The following is a 16,958-nucleotide window of genomic DNA, read 5'->3' on the forward strand; positions in this document are numbered from 1 at the left end:
CCTCGCATATCGTCTCTGAACACGAAGGAAACCAACGAAAATGGCTGCTAAGGACGTTCGCTTTTCGGCCGATGCCCGCGCACGCATGCTGCGCGGCGTCGATATCCTGGCCGATGCGGTCAAGGTGACGCTCGGCCCCAAGGGTCGCAACGTGGTCATCGACAAGAGCTTCGGCGCGCCGCGGATCACCAAGGACGGCGTCACCGTCGCCAAGGAAATCGAGCTTGCCGACAAGTTCGAGAACATGGGCGCGCAGATGGTGCGCGAGGTCGCGAGCAAGACCAACGACATCGCCGGTGACGGCACCACGACGGCGACGGTGCTCGCCCAGGCGATCGTGCGCGAGGGGCTGAAGGCGGTCGCCGCCGGCATGAACCCGATGGATCTCAAGCGCGGCGTTGACAAGGCGGTCACCGCCGTCGTCGAGGAGATCAAGAAGCACTCGAAGAAGATCACGACGCCAGCGGAGACCGCGCAGGTCGGCGCGATCGCCGCCAACGGCGAGGCCGAGATCGGCAAGATGATCGCGGAAGCGATGCAGAAGGTCGGCAACGAGGGCGTGATCACGGTCGAGGAAGCCAAGGGCATCCAGACCGAGCTCGACGTCGTCGAGGGCATGCAGTTCGACCGCGGCTACATGTCGCCCTATTTCATCACCAACTCGGAAAAGATGATCACCGAGCTGGATCAGCCCTATATCCTGATCCACGAGAAGAAGCTCTCTGGCCTCCAGCCGATGCTGCCGCTCCTTGAAGCGGTGGTGCAATCCGGCCGGCCGCTGTTGATCATCGCAGAAGACGTCGAGGGCGAGGCGTTGGCGACGCTGGTCGTCAACAAGCTGCGCGGCGGCCTCAAGGTCGCGGCGGTGAAGGCGCCGGGCTTCGGCGATCGCCGCAAGGCGATGCTGGAAGACATCGCGATCCTCACCGGCGGGCAGGTGATCAGCGACGATCTCGGCATCAAGCTCGAGACCGTGACGCTCAATATGCTCGGCAAAGCCAAGCGCGTCCTGATCGAGAAAGAGAATACGACGATCATCGAAGGCGCCGGCAAGAAGGCCGACATCACCGGCCGCTGCAACCAGATCCGCGCCCAGATCGAGGAAACCACCTCCGATTACGACCGCGAGAAGCTGCAGGAGCGGCTGGCGAAGCTCGCCGGCGGCGTCGCCGTGATCCGCGTCGGTGGTTCGACCGAGGTCGAGGTGAAGGAGCGCAAGGACCGCGTCGATGACGCGCTGCATGCGACCCGCGCCGCGGTCGAGGAAGGGATCGTGCCCGGCGGCGGTGTCGCGCTCGCCCGCGCCTCGCTCGTGCTCGCCAAGCTCAAGGCCGATAACGAGGATCAGCGCTTCGGCATCGACATCGTGCGCAAGGCGGTGCAGGCGCCGCTTCGCCAGATCGCCGAGAATGCCGGCGAGGATGGCGCGGTGATCGCCGGCAAAGTGCTCGACAAGGACGATCACGCGTGGGGCTTCGATGCCCAGTCCGGCGAGTTCAAGGATCTGGTCAAGGCCGGCATCATCGACCCGACCAAGGTCGTGCGCTCGGCGTTGCAGGATGCCGCGTCGGTCGCCGGTCTCTTGATCACCACCGAGGCGATGGTGGCGGAGAAGCCGGAGAAGAAAGCGCCGCCGGCGATGCCGCCGGGCGGTGGCATGGGCGATATGGATTTCTGATCCGACCCTCCCGGCGCGCCGAACCAGGGCGGCGCCGGGATCGCAGATGCTAGGCGGCGGGCCTTCGGGTCCGCCGCTTTCGTTTGCCCGCCGCGATCGCCCCGGCTCCTGCCCCCCCCTCCCCCGACCCGCGCGCAATTCCGGTTGTGATTGACAAACGCACGGGATTCTGCGCGAGATAGGGCGCGATCGCCGTTTGGCTTCTCTTGCTGCGCTTCCGTCTTCGGGTGCCTTCAAGACGTTCAACCAGCCCGATTGCCTCGCGCCCCGCGCTGTTGCGGGGCGGCATAGACGGAGAGTGAGAGACATGGCTACCGGTACTGTCAAATGGTTCAATGCCACCAAGGGCTTCGGCTTCATCGTGCCGCAGGATGGCGGCAAGGATGTTTTCGTGCATATCACCGCCGTTCAGGCGGCGGGTCTGCGCGGCCTGAACGAAGGCCAGAAAGTGACCTATGAGGTCGTGATGGAGCGTGGCAAGGCCGCGGCCACCAACCTCCGCGTCGCTTAAAGCAGCTTTCGTTCGCTGCCGAGGCTGTCCCTTGTTTGGGCTGCAGAGCAATGGCACGCTGGGCGTGGCGGGTGTGACCCGCTGCGCCCAGCGTGTTTTGCCTCGGGGCGTTTTGTTTACTGCGCTGGCCCGGAGAGTGGGCCGGCAATGTGGCCTTGCCGAACGAAAGTGGCGAGCCGCTCAACACCTGCGCACAGCGTGGGATTTCGTTCAATGATAGCAAAGATCTAAGGGGGCGCGTGCATGCCAACAGGTACGGTGAAATGGTTCAATGCCACCAAGGGGTATGGCTTCATCATGCCGCAGGATGGCGGCAAGGATGTCTTCGTGCATATCACCGCGGTGCATGAGGCCGGCTTGCAAGGGCTGAATGACGGCCAGAAAGTCTCTTTCGAGATCACCATGGAACGCGGCAAATCGGCGGCGACCCAGCTCAAATTGCTCTGATCGTCTGGACTCTGATCGTCTGGGCTCTGCTTGTCGGGGCTCTGATCCTCGCTCCTGGCCGTCGCGCCGGCGCGATGGGTTGCCGCGCCCGCTGATCCAGGCTCATTTTCTCATCATGTGAGCAGCGCCAGGGTGGACATCCTTTCGAGGATCGGGCAAGGCTGTTGTGTCGGGGCGCGATAAAGGGGAGGAATTGCTGATGACGCCTGTTGCCGAGCCGGAGCCTTCCCCTGCCTCGCCCCCTGCCGTGGTAACTTGCCGGGACTGCGCGTTCTGGTTCTCGTTCGGTCCGGACGCCGGCAGCTGCCGGCGCTACGCGCCGCCGCCCAGCCAGCATGCCGATGATACCGGCTTCTGGCCGGAGACGCTGGCGACCAATGCCTGCGGCGAGGGCATCCGCAAAGCCGCGCCGGGCGCGCCCGAGGCGATATCGTGCGGAGATTGTGTCTTTTGGCATCGCTATAATCCCGATCAAGGGGTTCTCCCGCTGCGGCGCGCCGATCTACCGGCGGAATGGTGGCGCGCGGCGGGGTTTTGTATCCGCCGCGCACCGCGCGCGGAATATCAATGGCAATGGCGCACCGTCACCCGCGCCCATTGGCGGGCGACCCATATCAGCGACCGGTGCGGAGACGCGGCGCGGCGCAACGCGGCGCCCGCGCCTGCCGCCCGAGCGGGGATGGACGACGACAAAAGCTGAGCGAGGCGTGCCCTGATGTCCTTGGTGACGTGTCAGGCTTGTGTCTTCTGGAAGACGTTCGATCGGCTCTCGCCGCTGAATGGTCTCTGCCGTCGCCATGCGCCCCTGCCTGGCCAGCATGTCGATGATACCAGTTATTGGCCGGAGACCACGGCCGAGGATGGCTGCGCCGAGGGGGTCGCCGCGGCCCTCGCGCCCGAGCAAACCGCGGTCACCGCCTGTGCCGACTGCGTTTTCTGGTTCCGCCGCGGCGGCAAGGAGGGGCTGGTGCCCGAGCGCCGTAGCGACCTGCCGCGCCGCTGGTGGCAGGAAGCGGCGTTCTGTGCCCGCCACGCCCCGACCCCGACCAGCAACGTCGCCCGCGCCCGCTGGCGCGCGACCCATGCGAGCGATGGCTGCGGCGACGGCAAAACCGTTTGAAATCGGGGGGGTATCCCCGACCGGGTCCGCTCGATCTTGACAATCGCCGCCGGCCGGTTCCATCTCGCAGGCACGGGGAGGCCTGAGAGGATTTAGCGATGAGCCACCTTGATGCGATCTTTCTCGCGCGGCTGCAATTCGCCTTCGTCGTTGGCTTCCATATCGTTTTTCCCGCCTTCTCGATCGGGCTTGCCAGCTACCTCGCGGTGCTGGAAGGGCTGTGGCTGCGCACCGGGCGGCAGGTTTTCCTCGACCTGTTCCATTACTGGAGCAAGATATTCGCCATCGGCTTCGCCATGGGCGTGGTCTCCGGGGTGGTGATGTCCTACCAGTTCGGCACCAATTGGGGCAGTTTTGCCGACAAGGCCGGCCCGGTGATCGGGCCGCCGCTGGGCTATGAGGTGCTGACCGCGTTCTTCCTCGAATCCGGATTCCTCGGCGTCATGCTGTTCGGCATGAACCGGGTCGGGCGGGGCCTGCACTTTCTCGCGACCTGCCTCGTCGCCCTCGGCACCTTGATCAGCGCGTTCTGGATCCTCGTGGTCAATTCCTGGATGCAGACCCCGGTCGGCTTCACGATGACGCCGGATGGCCGCTTCCTTCCGGTCGATTGGCTCGCGATCATTTTCTCCCCTTCCTTCCCGTACCGCTTCGTCCACATGGTGCTCGCGACCTATCTCAGCGTCGCCTTCCTGGTTGGTGGCGTTGGCGCCTGGCATTTGCTCCGCGATCGCGCCAATGAGGGCGCGCGGGTGATGTTCTCCATGGCGCTCTGGATGGCGCTCGTGGTCGCGCCGGTCCAGATCCTCGCCGGCGACGCGCATGGCCTCAATACCCTCGCGCATCAGCCGGTGAAGGTCGCGGCGATGGAGGGGGATTGGTTCGATCCGACCGGCGATGAGGGTGACGCGCTGGTGCTGTTCGCCGTGCCGGATGAAAAAGCCGCGGCCAACCGCGCCGAGATCGCCATCCCGCATCTCGGCTCGCTGATCCTGACCCATAGCTGGTCGGGCTCGATCAAGGGCTTGCGAGACTTCCCGCCAGCCGAGCGGCCGCCGGTCGCGGTCGTTTTCTATGCCTTCCGGATCATGGTCGCGCTCGGCTTTCTAATGGCAGGCGTCGGGTTGCTCGGCGCTTTCCTGCGCTGGCGCGGCCGGCTCTATGACACGCCGTGGCTCCATCGGATCATGGTCGCGATGGCGCCGGCCGGGTTCATTTCCGTGCTCGCCGGCTGGACGGTGACCGAGGTCGGGCGCCAGCCCTATACCGTCTATGGTCTGCTCCGCACCATTGATAGCGCCTCACCGATCGCGGTGGCGGGGGTTGCGACGTCACTGCTCGCCTTCGTCATCGTTTATTTTCTCGTCTATGGCGCCGGGATCACGTTTCTCCTCCGCCTGATGGCGCGCCCGCCGCTGCCCGGCGAAGGTGGCGTGCCGAAATCGCCAGCGCACGCCGCCGGGCTGATGCCGGGCCCGGCCGGCGCCATCGAGGATATCCCGCCCACCGCAGCCGAGTGAAACATCATGGCCGACGCGCTACCGCTGATCTGGGCCGGGTTGCTGGCCTTCGCGATTCTCGCCTACGTCGTGCTCGACGGGTTCGATCTCGGCGTCGGCATCCTGTTTCTCGTCGAGCATGACGAGGGCGATCGCGACGTGATGATGAATACCGTCGCGCCGGTTTGGGACGGCAATGAGACGTGGCTGGTGCTTGGCGGCGGCGGGCTGTTCGCGGTCTTCCCGCTCGCTTACGCGGTGGTGATGCCGGCGCTCTATGCCGCGATCATCGGCATGTTGCTTGCCCTCGTCCTGCGCGGCGTCGCCTTCGAGTTCCGCTTCAAAACCCGCACGCGTCTGGGGCGAAGGCTGTGGAACTTCGCCTTCACCGCCGGCTCGCTGTTGGCCGCAATCTGTCAGGGCCTCGCGTTGGGTGGGCTGGTGCAGGGGGTGCACATCGCCAACCGCGCCTATGCCGGCGGGTGGTGGGACTGGGTGACCGGGTTCACCATTCTCTGCGGCCTCGCGGTCGCGGCTGGCTATGCCCTGCTCGGTGCGACCTGGCTGATCTGGCGCACCGAGGGGGATCTCCAGGCGCGCTGTCGCCGCCATGCCCGCGCCCTCGGCGTCGCCGTGTTGGCGCTGATCGTCGTCGTCAGCCTGTGGACGCCGATGCTCAATCCGCGTTTCATGGCGCGCTGGTTTGCTTGGCCGGAGATCGCGCTCACCAGCCCGGTGCCGATCCTGGTCGCGCTGCTCGCCTGGGCCTTCTGGCACGGCCTCTCGCGCCGCCATGACGCGACGCCGTTCTTTGCCGTGCTCGGCTGGTTCGTGCTCTGCTTTGCCGGGCTCGGGATTAGCCTCTTCCCCTATATCGTGCCGCCCGATCTCACCATCTGGCAGGCCGCGGCGCCGCCGATGAGCCAAGGCTTTCTGCTCATCGGCGCTCTGGTGCTGGTGCCGATCATCCTCGCCTATACCGGCTACGCCTATTGGGTGTTCCGCGGCAAGGTGCGGCCGGGCATGCATTATCATTGATGGGGCGGCGGCTTGCCTGGTTTCTCGCTCTCTGGATCCTCGGCGCCGGGGTGACGATCCTGGTCGCCGGCGTGCTGCGCTGGGTATTGACCGGCAAGGGACTCTGAGGACACCCTGACCCTGAGAGGGAACCCAAAGCCATGACCGCCGCGATCGACGCGCTGCTGGAAAATGCCGTCACCGCGGGCGACGTTCCTGGCGTCGTCGCGCTGGCCGCCGATGATCGCGGCGTGATCTATCAGGGCGCGTTCGGTCGCCGCGGGCGCGATGGTGAAGCGCCGATGACGCCGGACAGCGTGTTCTGGCTCGCCTCGATGACCAAGGCCATCACCTCGGTCGCGGCGATGCAGCTCGTCGAGGAAGGCAAGCTCGCGCTCGATGCGCCGATCGCGCGGGTGCTGCCGGAGCTTGCCGAGCGCCCGGTGCTGGCGGGGTTCGACGATGCGGGACAGCCGCGCCTCCGCCCGGCGCGCCAGCCGATCACCCTCCGCCATCTGCTCACCCACACCGCCGGCTTCGGCTATGACATGTGGAACGCCGAGATCGGCCGCGTCATGGCGCAAGCCGGCGTGCCGCACGCCATTTCCCGCCGCCGCGCCGCGCTGCAAACCCCGCTGCTCTTCGATCCCGGCGAGCGCTGGACCTATGGCGTCAACACCGATTTCGTCGGCCGGGCGGTGGAAGCGGTGAGCGGCCGCACGCTGCAAGCCCATTTCCGCGACCATATCCTCGGCCCGCTCGGGATGAACGATACCGATTTCATCCTGACCCCAGCGGCGCGGGCGCGGCGCGTCCTCATGCACCAACGCCAAGCCGATGGCAGCCTCGCGCCGATCGATTTCGAGCCTACCGAGCCGCTGGAATTCTTCATGGGCGGCGGCGGGCTTTTTGGCACCGCCGGGGATTATCTCCGCTTTCTGCGCATGTTGCTCGCCGGCGGCACCCTCGATGGCGTGCGCATCCTCCGCCCCGAGACCGTGGCCCTGATGGCGGAAAACCAGATCGGCGATCTCGAGGCCGGGATTTTGCGAACGGTGCAGCCCGCCCTCTCCAACGATGTCGATTTCTTCCCCGGCATGCGCCAAAAATGGGGGCTCGGCTTTCTCATCAATACCGAAGACAGCCCGCAAGGCCGCAAGGCCGGCAGCCTCGCCTGGGCGGGATTGGGCAACACTTATTTCTGGATCGATCGCACAGCCAACCTTACCGGAGTGATTTTGATGCAAATCCTGCCCTTCGCCGACCAGAAGGCCGTCGCTCTCTACGGGGCGTTTGAACGCGCCCTCTATCAAGGACGCATGGCGTGAGCGCCGGCCCGGCGGCGCTGCTTCAGGCGGCGGTCGAAAGTGGTGGCGTGCCCGGCGCCGTTTTTCTCCTCGGCAACGCCGAGGGGGTGATCGCCGAAATCGCCGCCGGCAAACGCGCCCAGGGCAGCGACGTCGCGATGACGACGGATACCGTGTTCTGGCTTGCCTCGATGACCAAGCCGGTGGTCTCGGCGGCGGCCATGCAGCTCGTCGAACGCGGCAAGCTTGAGATCGATGCGCCGATCGCGCCGGTTTTGCCGGCGCTGGCCGCGCCCGCGGTGCTGGAGGGGTTCGACGATGCCGGCCAGCCCCGTCTCCGCCCGGCGCGGCGGCCGATCACCCTCCGCCATCTTCTGACCCACACCTCCGGCTTCGCCTATGATTTCGGCAACGCCGACATCCTGCGTTATATCCGCGACAAGAAGCTGCCGCGCGGCGCCAGCGGCCAGCTCGCCGCCCTCGACCTGCCACTGGTCTTCGACCCCGGCGAGCGCTGGGAATACGGCATCAGCACCGATTGGCTCGGCCGCGCCGTGGAGGCGGCGAGCGGCGAGCGCCTCGATGCCTATATTGCCGAGAACATCACCGGCCCGCTCGGGATGAACGATACCGGCTTCGGTCTCGATGCCAACCGTGCGGCACGGGTTGCCGGCATGCATAGCCGCGGCGCCGACGGCACGCTCGCCGTAATCCCCTTCGCGCCGCCGCCGGCGCCGGAATTTCACGCCGGCGGGCATGGGCTCTATGCGACGCCACGCGATTATCTGCGTTTCACCCGCGCCTTGCTGCGGGGCGGCGAACTCGATGGCGCGCGCATCCTGAAAGCCGAGACGGTGGCGCGGATGGCCGAAAACCAGATCGGTGATCTCAAGGCCGGCATCGTGCGGAGCGTGATCCCCGAGATGGCGCTCGAAATCCAGCCGCCGCCTGGGATCGATTTCGGCTGGGGGTTCGGCTTTCTCATCAACCGCCAGCCGCTGCCAACCGGGCGCGGCGCCGGCAGCCTCTCCTGGTCAGGGGTCGCCAACACCTATTTCTGGATCGATCCGGGGCAAAATCTCACCGGCGTCATGATGACTCAGATCATGCCATTCGGTGACCCGGCGGCCTTCAACCTCGCCGTCGGCTGCGAAGTCGCCGCCTATCAAGCGCGCGCGGCGCGGCGGTAAGGGAGGGAAGGGCTCTTTTTTTGAAAAAAAGAGCCAAAAAACCTTTCCCCGGCACGGCTCGCTCTGTCTTCACATGGACTTGCGCAGCTTGCCGAGGATCGGGCGCAGCAGGGCGAGGAAGTCGGTTTCCGCGCCCTCGGGCCGGCCGGTGGCGAACCACGCGGCCAGCAGCGCCGCGCCATAAGCGACCACACCGAGCGGGATCAGAACCGCGAGCGCGGTGACCTGCGCAGACGCCGCAGCGCCCGGCGGCGGATGCGCATAGCCGCTGCCGAGTAGCGCCACCGCCATCACCGCCGACGCCAGCAACGGCCGCCAGATATGCGCGAAAAACGCCGCCAGCGTCACGCCATAGCGGCGAAACAACACCCGCGTCATCAGCCCGATTTCCACAAGGCTGCCGAGCAGCCCGCCGAACGCGCCGCCGATAAGGCCGAATTTCAGCGTCATCACGATGAAGATCGGCGCACCGATGACATAGGAGACGGTGATGATGCGAAACATCGGCCGGAGCACGGCATGCGAGCTCAAAACCGTGCCGGCGATCGCCCCGAACGCCGCGAAAACGCCGCCCACCGCCATGATCTGCAACAGTGGCACCGCCGACATCCAGCGCGCGCCGAGCGCGAGATAGACCACCGGCTCGGCGACCAGCGCGATGCCGATCGACGCCGGCAGCACCAGGAGCGTGGTGGTGCCGATCACCCGGAGATAGGTTTCGGCGATGTTCTCCCCGGTATGGCGCGCGACCGCGAAGGCGGACCAGCAAGCGCGGCAGAGCGGCTGCACCAACTCCGTCCCCGGCAGGCTCGCGATCTCGCCGGCGACCGAAAAAATCCCGACCTGCGCCGGGCCGAGCAGACGGCCGATGACGAAACTGCCGGTGCGATCGCGCACCAGAACGATCAGGCTGATGAACCACGTCCAGACGGAAAACCCGATGATGTGCCGCCACGCCGCGATCGACAGCCGCGCGCGATAGCGGTGCATGACATAGCTCATCGCCACCCGCGAAATGCGCAGGGTCAGAATACCCACCACCAGCGCCCAATAGCTGCGCCAGAGAAAGGCGAGCGCGATGGTCACGCTGGTGCCGGCGAGCCGCGGCAGCAAGCGGAGCTGGAACTCCTTCTCGAACGCCATATCGCGGCGGAAATCGATGATGCCGACATTCTCGAACGCCTCGATCGCGGTCGCGATGGCGAGCGCATAAAGCACATGCGCGAGCCGCGGCTCATTGAAGAACGCGGCGATCGGCACCGCGGTTGCCGCAACGATCAGGGCGGTTGCGAAATTGCGAATGAGATTGAGGGTGAAGGCGGTATCGTAAAGCTCACGCCCGGGATTTTTCTCGCGGATCAGAACGTCATCGACGCCGAGGATGGACAGCGCATCGATCGCCTGCGCGAAGCTGGTGCCGAGCGCGACCAGCCCGAAATCCGCCGGCACCAAAAGCCGCACCAGGATCAGCGTGCTGATCAGGCCAATCCCGCGGGTGAAAAACCGCCAGATCATCACCCAGCCGGTCGCTTTCGCGGTCTTCGCGAGAAGCGCGTTCTGCCCCGCCTTCGAAGACGCCGCCGGCCGCTCGACGACCGAGTGATCCACTGTTTCGCTCATTGTCCGTTGCTTCAAATAGCGATGCCCGCGCGGCATCCTAGCGGCAAGAAGATTAGCGCAAGGTTACGCGGAAATGAGCCAGGCGGCCATCCCAACGCCGATGGCGCAAGACGCTTGCCGCTCCGAGAGAACGGGAGAACGTCTTTTTGCTTCTTTTTCTTCAGAAAAAGAAGCACTTCTCTACGTACACTCCGCGCCAAACGCCGCCACCAGCCATTCCCAGGCCGCGGCCTCGGCCGGGCCGGCGGTTTTGGCAACCGGGATCGCGAGGCGGCGCATTTCGTCCGCGATCGTCTCCGGCGGCAGGAGATGGCGGCGGCTGAGCAGGATCGCGGCCTCGATGACGGCGGCTTGCGCGCGATTAAAACCCCGGAACGGCGCGTGGCTCGCCTCGAACACGGTCTCGCAATGAAAGCGCGGCCGGTTTTCGTCCTCCTCGATCGCGACCACCCGCAACTCGGCGTGGGCCAGCGCGGCGGCGAGGCGCGGCGGGCGAAGGTGTACCGCGGCAAGCAGCGGAAAATCCCGCCGGCCGGTGAGGCAGCCCGCGAAAATCCGCACGTCATCGACGTAATTCGCGACCAGTTCGGGCACCGCGCGGAGATTGGCGAGCGTCGTCGAGGGATGAAAAGGGGCGGCGATCCAGCCTTCGCCCTCGGCGATCAGGCCGAGCGGCGCGAGATGGGGGGTGCCATCGGCGCCGATGGTCGTTGCGATGATTTCACGAATGAGCGGCATCGCGCTTTGCCCTCAGCGTATGGCCGGCCTCGGCGAGCCGCGTGCGTGCGCGATCATCCTCGGGCATCGCAACGCCCCAGCGGAGCGGCTCGTCCTGGACATAGCGCTTGCCGAGCCGAAAGGCGATTTCCGCCTTCGCAAGCTCGGTGCCGAGATAAAACGCATGCGCGGCATCGCCGGGGAGGGCGAGATCGGGAAAACAGGACAACGCATCCTCGCGGACGATGTGGATATGGTTGTTGAAGACATGGAGGCCGTCTTCCGCCACCATGATGCGGTAATTCTCATCGCGGGTCGCCGCCGCAAGGGCGGCGAGGTCGGCGGCGCTTTGCGCGAACGGCACGCGATCATGGACCTGCAACAGCGCATCGGAATAAAACCGTGGTAGCGCGCCGTCAGCGCGCGCTGCAAACAGCAGCCGCCGCGCCGCGTCATGCTCGGCGAGCGTCCGCCGGGTGTGCGGGCTGACCTGCACCGTCAGCACGTTGCGAATGCCGAGTTCGGAGCAGACGCCAAGCAGCATCATGGTGACGCCGGCGGAATCGGCGTCGGTGAGTTCGGTGAGATTGCCGGTTCCCATCAGGATTTCGGCGCGTGGCAAAAGCCGCCGCGTCTCGTGATAGCGGGCGAGCGAGGCGGCCAAGCCGGAATGGATCGGATCGAGGATCGGATCGACGAGAAAGGACAATCCCATCGCCTCGGCCTTCGCGGCGGCGCGACGCAACGAGGTGAGATCGCCATGCGGCGCCGGGATCAGAACCGGGGTCGCCCTGGTGCCGGCGGCGATCTCGAGCGTCGTCTCGGTGAGGCTCAAGAGAAAATCGGCACCCGCCAGCGCCGCCTGGCGCAGCTCCGCGGGATCACCGGAATCGACGCTGACCGCAATCCCCTCTGCGCGAAGATCGCCAATTTTGGCCGCGAGATCGGGAAATTCCGCACCCGGCCGGCAGCCGAGATCGATGACATCGGCGCCTTCGGCGACGAGGGCGCGGGCCCGCGCGAGCAACGTCTCGCGATCCATCTCGCTCGCATCGACGATCTCGGCAAAGAGGCGGATATCATAGCGCGAGAGATCGCGCGCCCCGGCCTTGAGGCCGAGAAACGCTGGCAGATCGGCGATCTCGTCCGGCCCGCGCACGAACGGCACCCCGAAATGCTCAGACAATGCGTCGGCGTCGAGCCCGGCGCGGCCAGGAAAAATCACCCGGTCGGCATCGAGCGGCGGGCGCAGCCGGCGGCGGAGAATAGCCTCCGTCATCAAGGCCGCGACCTTGACGCCGATATTGACGATTTGGACCGAAAATCTCTCACCGAGTTCGGTCTCGGCCAAGCGGCGGAGCCGCGGCTCGGCGAGATGGCCGGTGAGCAGGAGCAGTTTTTCAGCCATCCGCCGCGCCGCGCTCGCGCTTGCGCCGCGCGATCGCGGCCTCGAGATCGGCGAGCGACAGCGCGACCTCGGTCGCCTCGAAGCTTGCCAGCCGCGCCGTGTTGTCGAGATCGATGCGGCGCGGATAGACCTTCACCATCCCGCCGGGGGCGCGGGTTTCGAGTTCGGGCGCATTGTCGCAGGCGAACACGATGGTCGGGATACGGCATTTCCCGGCTTGGCAGAAGACGTTGGTGGCGAGCGTGTCGGCGATGCCGACGACGCATTTCGCAACGGTGTTCGAGGTCGCCGGCGCCAGCACCAGGGTGTGATAAAACCCTTCGTAAAACCGCCCGACGGGGGCGGCGGAGGCGGTGGTGTCGCGAAACAGGCGCGAGCCTTTCGGCAGGATGAGCTGATCGCGATACATCCGCACGACTTCGGCCGCCGCCTTGCTCACGAAGAGATCGACGGCGTCAAGCTCGCGGATGAGCGCGAGGCTTTCGGTGAAGAAATGCCCCGAGCCGGTGAGCGCCCAGGCCCAGCGCGGGGTTATCGTCGCGCGCGCCATCTCAGGCGAATTGCGCCGCGAAAAGTGCCGCGCCGGGCAGGCGCGCGGGATCGAGGCTGCTGCCAGCCGGCAGATCGGCGGGGCCGGCGAGATGGATCGGGAAGCGGAATCCGGCGGCGAGCGAGGGAAAAAACCGGTCGATCACCCCCGCCGCGGCGAGCGCAGCAAGGTCGGCGCCGGGGGGCGCGCTGACCGACTTGATCAGGAGAAGCGGTGCTTTGAGCCGGCGCGCGAACCAGAGCGCGATCGAATCGGAGGTCACGTCCCAGCGCGCCGGCAGCTCTGTCTCGGTTGCGAGCAGCGGCCAGGGAACCGCCACCGCGACCCCGCCGCCCTCGCAGATCCGCTCGATGCGATCAAGGCTCGGCGCGAGCGTGAGCGCGGGGGCGAGGGCGCAAAGGGCGCGGCCGAACTGCGTCATCGCCAGCATCGCCATCTCGTGCGCGGCCTGCTCGTCATAGCCCAGTCTCTGCTGCTCGGCGCGCACAGTGTCGGCGAAGGGACCGCCGCCGGGGATCAGAAGCGTCCCCGGGCTTGCCGCGATCAGGCCGAGCCAGTCACGAAGGCGCGGGCTCGCCGCCTGGCTGCCGCCGAGCTTGACGACGTGCCTGACGCTGGGATGAGCCCCGTTCACGCGCCGGCCCCCCACGCGCTCGCCGGATAGGCCAGCGCCGCCGCCTCGCGCGCCCGCGCGATGGTGATGCCGACGACGCCGGTGCCGGTTTCGAGCTTTTCGACGCAAATCTCGACCTTGAGCACCGGCGGATGGGCGAGCAGCCGGGCCGCGATCCGCTCGGCGAGCGTCTCCACCAGCCCGACATGCCCGGCATCGGCGAGCATGCGGATAGTGTCGCTGATTACGTCATAGGAAAACACGTCGCGAAGATCGGCAACCGCGCGGCGCGGCCGGGCGATGATGGCGGTGACGGCGAAACGCACCTTTTGCGGCCGTGCCCGCTCATGGGCATAGACGCCGATCGTCATCGGCAGCACGAAATCGCGGAGATGAACGCGATCGGTGAGCGCCGGATCGCTCTCTTGCGCCGGGGCATAGCCACGCGCGGCGAGCAGGCGGAAATCGACCCCGCCCGATGCATCCTTGCTCGTCTCGCCGGGGATGAGGGCGCGGACCATGGCGACACTCTCGGCCTCGATCGCCCCCTTGCGGCCGGTCGCGCCGCAAAGCGCCGTGCGAAACCCGAGAAGATCGGGGCTGAGGAGAAGAAGCCGCGGGATATCGGGCAATTCCAGCGCCCCGGCGAGACCGGCGAGCAGCCCGAGCCGGCGGCATTCGGCAACGAAGCGGCCGAGCCGCGCGATATCGAAGTGATCAAGCAGGCGGGCGCCGTTCTTGCCCGCGGTATCGAGCATGGCACCGGCGAACCCGCGTTCAGCGAGCAGCGCAAGCAGCGACAGATCGGGGGCGCGGTCGGCGAAAAACACCGCGACCAGCTTCACCCGGGCGGTGAGCGGCGCGAGCGCGGCAAGCGCCGCTTCGGCGTCACCCCCAGGAAAAATCCCGAGCTTCAGATAATCGACGCCGGTTGCGGCCATCGCCTCGGCGGCGGCGCAGAGGGGCGTTGCCGCCATCGGCAGGTCGCCGAGCACGGCGCTGACCGGGCGCCGCCCCGCGACCCGCGCGACGCCTTCGCGCACGATCTCGGGGGCAACGGCGCCGAGCGCGCCCGCCGCCGGATCCTTGAAATCGATGACATCGGCGCCGCCGGCGAGCGCGATCGCCGCCTCGTCGGCGTCGCGGACGCTGGCGAGAAACCATGTCATGCCGGCGCCCCCCGCCGGCAGCCGCAGACTCCGCCCATGCGTGCTCCGCTCATGCGTGGTCCCTTGTTCGGTGCTCCTCGCGCCGCACCCTACAGCAAGGCGGGCGCGAGAAAAGAGCAAAGACGCACGCGGCCTCAGCCGCGGCCCTCGGCCGCGAGGCTGGTCGCGGCGTTGTCGGCGAGACCCGCCTCATGGGCGAGAAACCCCTCAAACACCAGCAAAAGCCAGAGCACGGTGCTGTGATCGAAGCGCCCGCTTTCATGCTCGCGCACCAAGCGGGTCAACGCCTCGGGCTGGAACAGCCCGCTATCGAGCATCGCCTCGCCCATCAGCCGCGCGTGCAGCCGGGGCGCGCCAGCGCGGAACTGGGCGGCGAGCGGCATCGCGAAGCCCTGTTTGCGGCGATAAAGGATTTCCCCCGGCACATAGGGGGCGAGCGTCCGCTTCAAGATGTCCTTACCGCTGCCGCGGCGGAGTTTGAGCGCCGGCGGCAAGGCGAAGCCCCATTCGACGAAGGCGCGATCGAGCAGCGGCGCGCGCGCCTCGAGCGAGACCGCCATGCTGGCGCGATCGACTTTGACCAGGATATCGCCGGGGAGATAGGTGTTGATATCGACATATTGCGCCTGCGCGAGTGGCGCCGCGTCCTCGTCTTCGGCCATCAGGGCGAGGATGCGCGCGCCGGGGTCATGGCCGTCGAGCCGGGCGCGCAGGCCCGGCGAGAGCAGCGCCCGGCGCTGCGCCGCCTGCGTCTTGGTCACCGTGCGATAATAGCCGAGCGCCGAATCGAGGCTGATTTCGGTCAGCGTGTGCTTGGCGCGGAGCCAGCGCGGCGCGCGGTCGAGCTTGGGATAGGCGCGGGCGAGCGGGGCGAGAGCGTGGCGGCGGAGCGGCGCCGGCAGCAGCCGCCGCACGGCTTCCGCGAGGACGTGGAAACGATAGCGCCGGTAGCCGCCGAGCACCTCGTCGCCACCATCGCCAGAGAGCGCGACGGTGACGTGCCGGCGGGCGAGCGCGCAGACATCGCGGGTCGGGACCGAGGAATGATCGCCGAACGGCTCGCCGAACATCCGCGCCTGATCGCGGGCGGCGGCGATATAGTCGATCTCGGTCGCATCGGTGTGGTGGTTGGTGTGATAGCGTTCCGCCATCAGGGCGGCGAAGGGGCGTTCGTCATCGGCGCCAGGAAAGCCGATGGTGAAGGTATCGAGCGGCGTTGGCCGCATCATTGCCGCGCGGGCGACGACGCCGCTCGAATCGATGCCGCCGGAGAGGAAGGCGCCGAGCGGCACATCGGCGACCAGCCGGGTCGCGACCGCACGATCGAGATGGCCGAGCAGCGCCGCCTCGGCCTCCGGCGCACCGATCGCCAGCGTCTCGCGCCCGAGCGACCAGTAGCGCCGCGGCGCCGGGCGCGCGCCATCAGTGCGGTCAAGCAGCAGATAATGCGCCGCCGGCAGCTTGCGAATGCCCTCGAAAATGCTCGCGGGGTCAGGAATATAGCCGAGCGCGAAGAAATCATCGACGGCGGCGGCGTCGATCCGGCGCGAAAGATCGGGAACCGCGGCAAGCGCCACGAGTTCGGAGGCGAAGACCAGCCCGCCATCCGGGCGATAGCCATAATAGAGCGGCTTCTTGCCGAGGTGATCGCGCGCCAGCAGCAATTGCCCGCGCCTGCGGTCCCAGAGCGCGATCGCGAACATGCCGGAAAAACGCGCGAGACACGCAACCCCCCATTCCTCCCAGGCATGGAGGATGATTTCGGTATCAGAGCGGCTTTGAAAAACGTGGCCAGCGGCCTCGAGTTCGGGGCGGAGATCGGCGTGGTTGTAGATCTCGCCATTGAAGACCACCACCACCGCGCCATCCTCATTGAACATCGGCTGGTGGCCGCCGGCGATATCGATGACCGCGAGGCGGCGATGGCCGAGGCCGATCCCGGGTTCGGTATGAAAACCGTCGCCGTCGGGGCCGCGATGGCTGAGCGCCGTCGTCATGCGGCGCAAGAGGCCGGCATCGACCTCGGATTTCGCGGCGTGAAAAATCCCCGCCAGCCCACACATCGCCTGCTCTCCTTGCCGTCGCGCCCGGATGTTTCTAGCGGCCTTTATA

Annotated in this window: 16 protein-coding genes; 9 read left to right on the plus strand and 7 right to left on the minus strand. The window is 67.0% G+C overall.

Annotation, left to right across the window (positions count from 1 at the left end):
• The first annotated feature begins 40 nt into the window (after positions 1-40).
• From groL to DEF76_RS00375, 9 genes are all read left to right on the plus strand, one after another.
• On the plus strand, positions 41-1,678 hold the full coding sequence (groL, locus tag DEF76_RS00335; protein WP_114910617.1) for a chaperonin GroEL: 1,638 nt from the start codon (positions 41-43) through the stop codon (positions 1,676-1,678).
• 307 nt (positions 1,679-1,985) lie between these two features.
• Positions 1,986-2,189 (plus strand): cold-shock protein, encoded by a 204-nt coding sequence (locus DEF76_RS00340; RefSeq protein WP_114910618.1) that lies wholly within the window; start codon positions 1,986-1,988, stop codon positions 2,187-2,189.
• 243 nt (positions 2,190-2,432) lie between these two features.
• Entirely contained in the window at positions 2,433-2,636 is a 204-nt protein-coding gene (locus DEF76_RS00345) for a cold-shock protein (RefSeq protein ID WP_114910619.1), read from the plus strand.
• Between the two features lie 199 nt (positions 2,637-2,835).
• Positions 2,836-3,336, plus strand: coding sequence for a hypothetical protein (locus tag DEF76_RS00350; protein ID WP_162800408.1), 501 nt, complete (start codon positions 2,836-2,838; stop codon positions 3,334-3,336).
• A gap of 15 nt (positions 3,337-3,351) precedes the next feature.
• Positions 3,352-3,756: a hypothetical protein gene (locus DEF76_RS00355; protein WP_114910621.1), complete on the plus strand. Its 405-nt coding sequence runs from the start codon at positions 3,352-3,354 to the stop codon at positions 3,754-3,756.
• Between the two features lie 98 nt (positions 3,757-3,854).
• Positions 3,855-5,276, plus strand: a complete 1,422-nt coding sequence (locus DEF76_RS00360; protein ID WP_114910622.1) for a cytochrome ubiquinol oxidase subunit I — start codon at positions 3,855-3,857, stop codon at positions 5,274-5,276.
• Positions 5,277-5,282: 6 nt separating this feature from the next.
• Positions 5,283-6,293 carry a cytochrome d ubiquinol oxidase subunit II gene (cydB, locus tag DEF76_RS00365; protein WP_114910623.1) on the plus strand — a complete coding sequence of 337 codons (1,011 nt, stop codon included), beginning with the start codon at positions 5,283-5,285 and terminating at the stop codon, positions 6,291-6,293.
• 140 nt (positions 6,294-6,433) lie between these two features.
• The gene (locus DEF76_RS00370; protein WP_114910624.1) at positions 6,434-7,600 is read left to right on the plus strand and encodes a serine hydrolase domain-containing protein; all 1,167 of its coding nucleotides are present in this window, start codon (positions 6,434-6,436) and stop codon (positions 7,598-7,600) included.
• Positions 7,597-8,769, plus strand: a complete 1,173-nt coding sequence (locus DEF76_RS00375; protein WP_114910625.1) for a serine hydrolase domain-containing protein — start codon at positions 7,597-7,599, stop codon at positions 8,767-8,769. Before DEF76_RS00370 ends, DEF76_RS00375 begins: the two co-directional genes overlap by 4 nt.
• Positions 8,770-8,838: 69 nt before the next feature.
• Here the strand turns inward: DEF76_RS00375 and DEF76_RS00380 are convergent, their stop codons facing one another.
• The 7 genes from DEF76_RS00380 to asnB all read right to left on the minus strand — a co-directional run bounded on the left by DEF76_RS00380 (position 8,839) and on the right by asnB (position 16,909).
• A complete protein-coding gene (locus tag DEF76_RS00380) occupies positions 8,839-10,389 on the minus strand; it encodes a lipopolysaccharide biosynthesis protein (RefSeq protein ID WP_162800409.1) in 1,551 nt (516 codons plus the stop codon).
• 180 nt (positions 10,390-10,569) lie between these two features.
• A complete protein-coding gene (locus tag DEF76_RS00385; protein ID WP_114910627.1) occupies positions 10,570-11,127 on the minus strand; it encodes a DUF447 domain-containing protein in 558 nt (185 codons plus the stop codon).
• Positions 11,111-12,514 (minus strand): DUF6513 domain-containing protein, encoded by a 1,404-nt coding sequence (locus DEF76_RS00390; protein ID WP_114910628.1) that lies wholly within the window; start codon positions 12,512-12,514, stop codon positions 11,111-11,113. The genes DEF76_RS00385 and DEF76_RS00390 overlap by 17 nt, the downstream gene beginning before the upstream one ends.
• Positions 12,507-13,064, minus strand: a complete 558-nt coding sequence (locus DEF76_RS00395; RefSeq protein WP_114910629.1) for a flavoprotein — start codon at positions 13,062-13,064, stop codon at positions 12,507-12,509. Before DEF76_RS00395 ends, DEF76_RS00390 begins: the two co-directional genes overlap by 8 nt.
• A gap of 1 nt (position 13,065) precedes the next feature.
• Complete coding sequence (locus DEF76_RS00400) at positions 13,066-13,698, minus strand: amino acid kinase family protein (protein WP_162800410.1); 633 nt, start codon at positions 13,696-13,698, stop codon at positions 13,066-13,068.
• Complete coding sequence (locus DEF76_RS00405) at positions 13,695-14,846, minus strand: (5-formylfuran-3-yl)methyl phosphate synthase (protein ID WP_114910631.1); 1,152 nt, start codon at positions 14,844-14,846, stop codon at positions 13,695-13,697. The genes DEF76_RS00400 and DEF76_RS00405 overlap by 4 nt, the downstream gene beginning before the upstream one ends.
• A 134-nt stretch (positions 14,847-14,980) precedes the next feature.
• Positions 14,981-16,909 (minus strand): asparagine synthase (glutamine-hydrolyzing), encoded by a 1,929-nt coding sequence (gene asnB, locus DEF76_RS00410; protein ID WP_114910632.1) that lies wholly within the window; start codon positions 16,907-16,909, stop codon positions 14,981-14,983.
• Between the last annotated feature and the right edge of the window lie 49 nt (positions 16,910-16,958).

The organism is Acidibrevibacterium fodinaquatile (genome assembly GCF_003352165.1).
Classification (GTDB): Bacteria; Pseudomonadota; Alphaproteobacteria; order Acetobacterales; family Acetobacteraceae; genus Acidibrevibacterium; species Acidibrevibacterium fodinaquatile.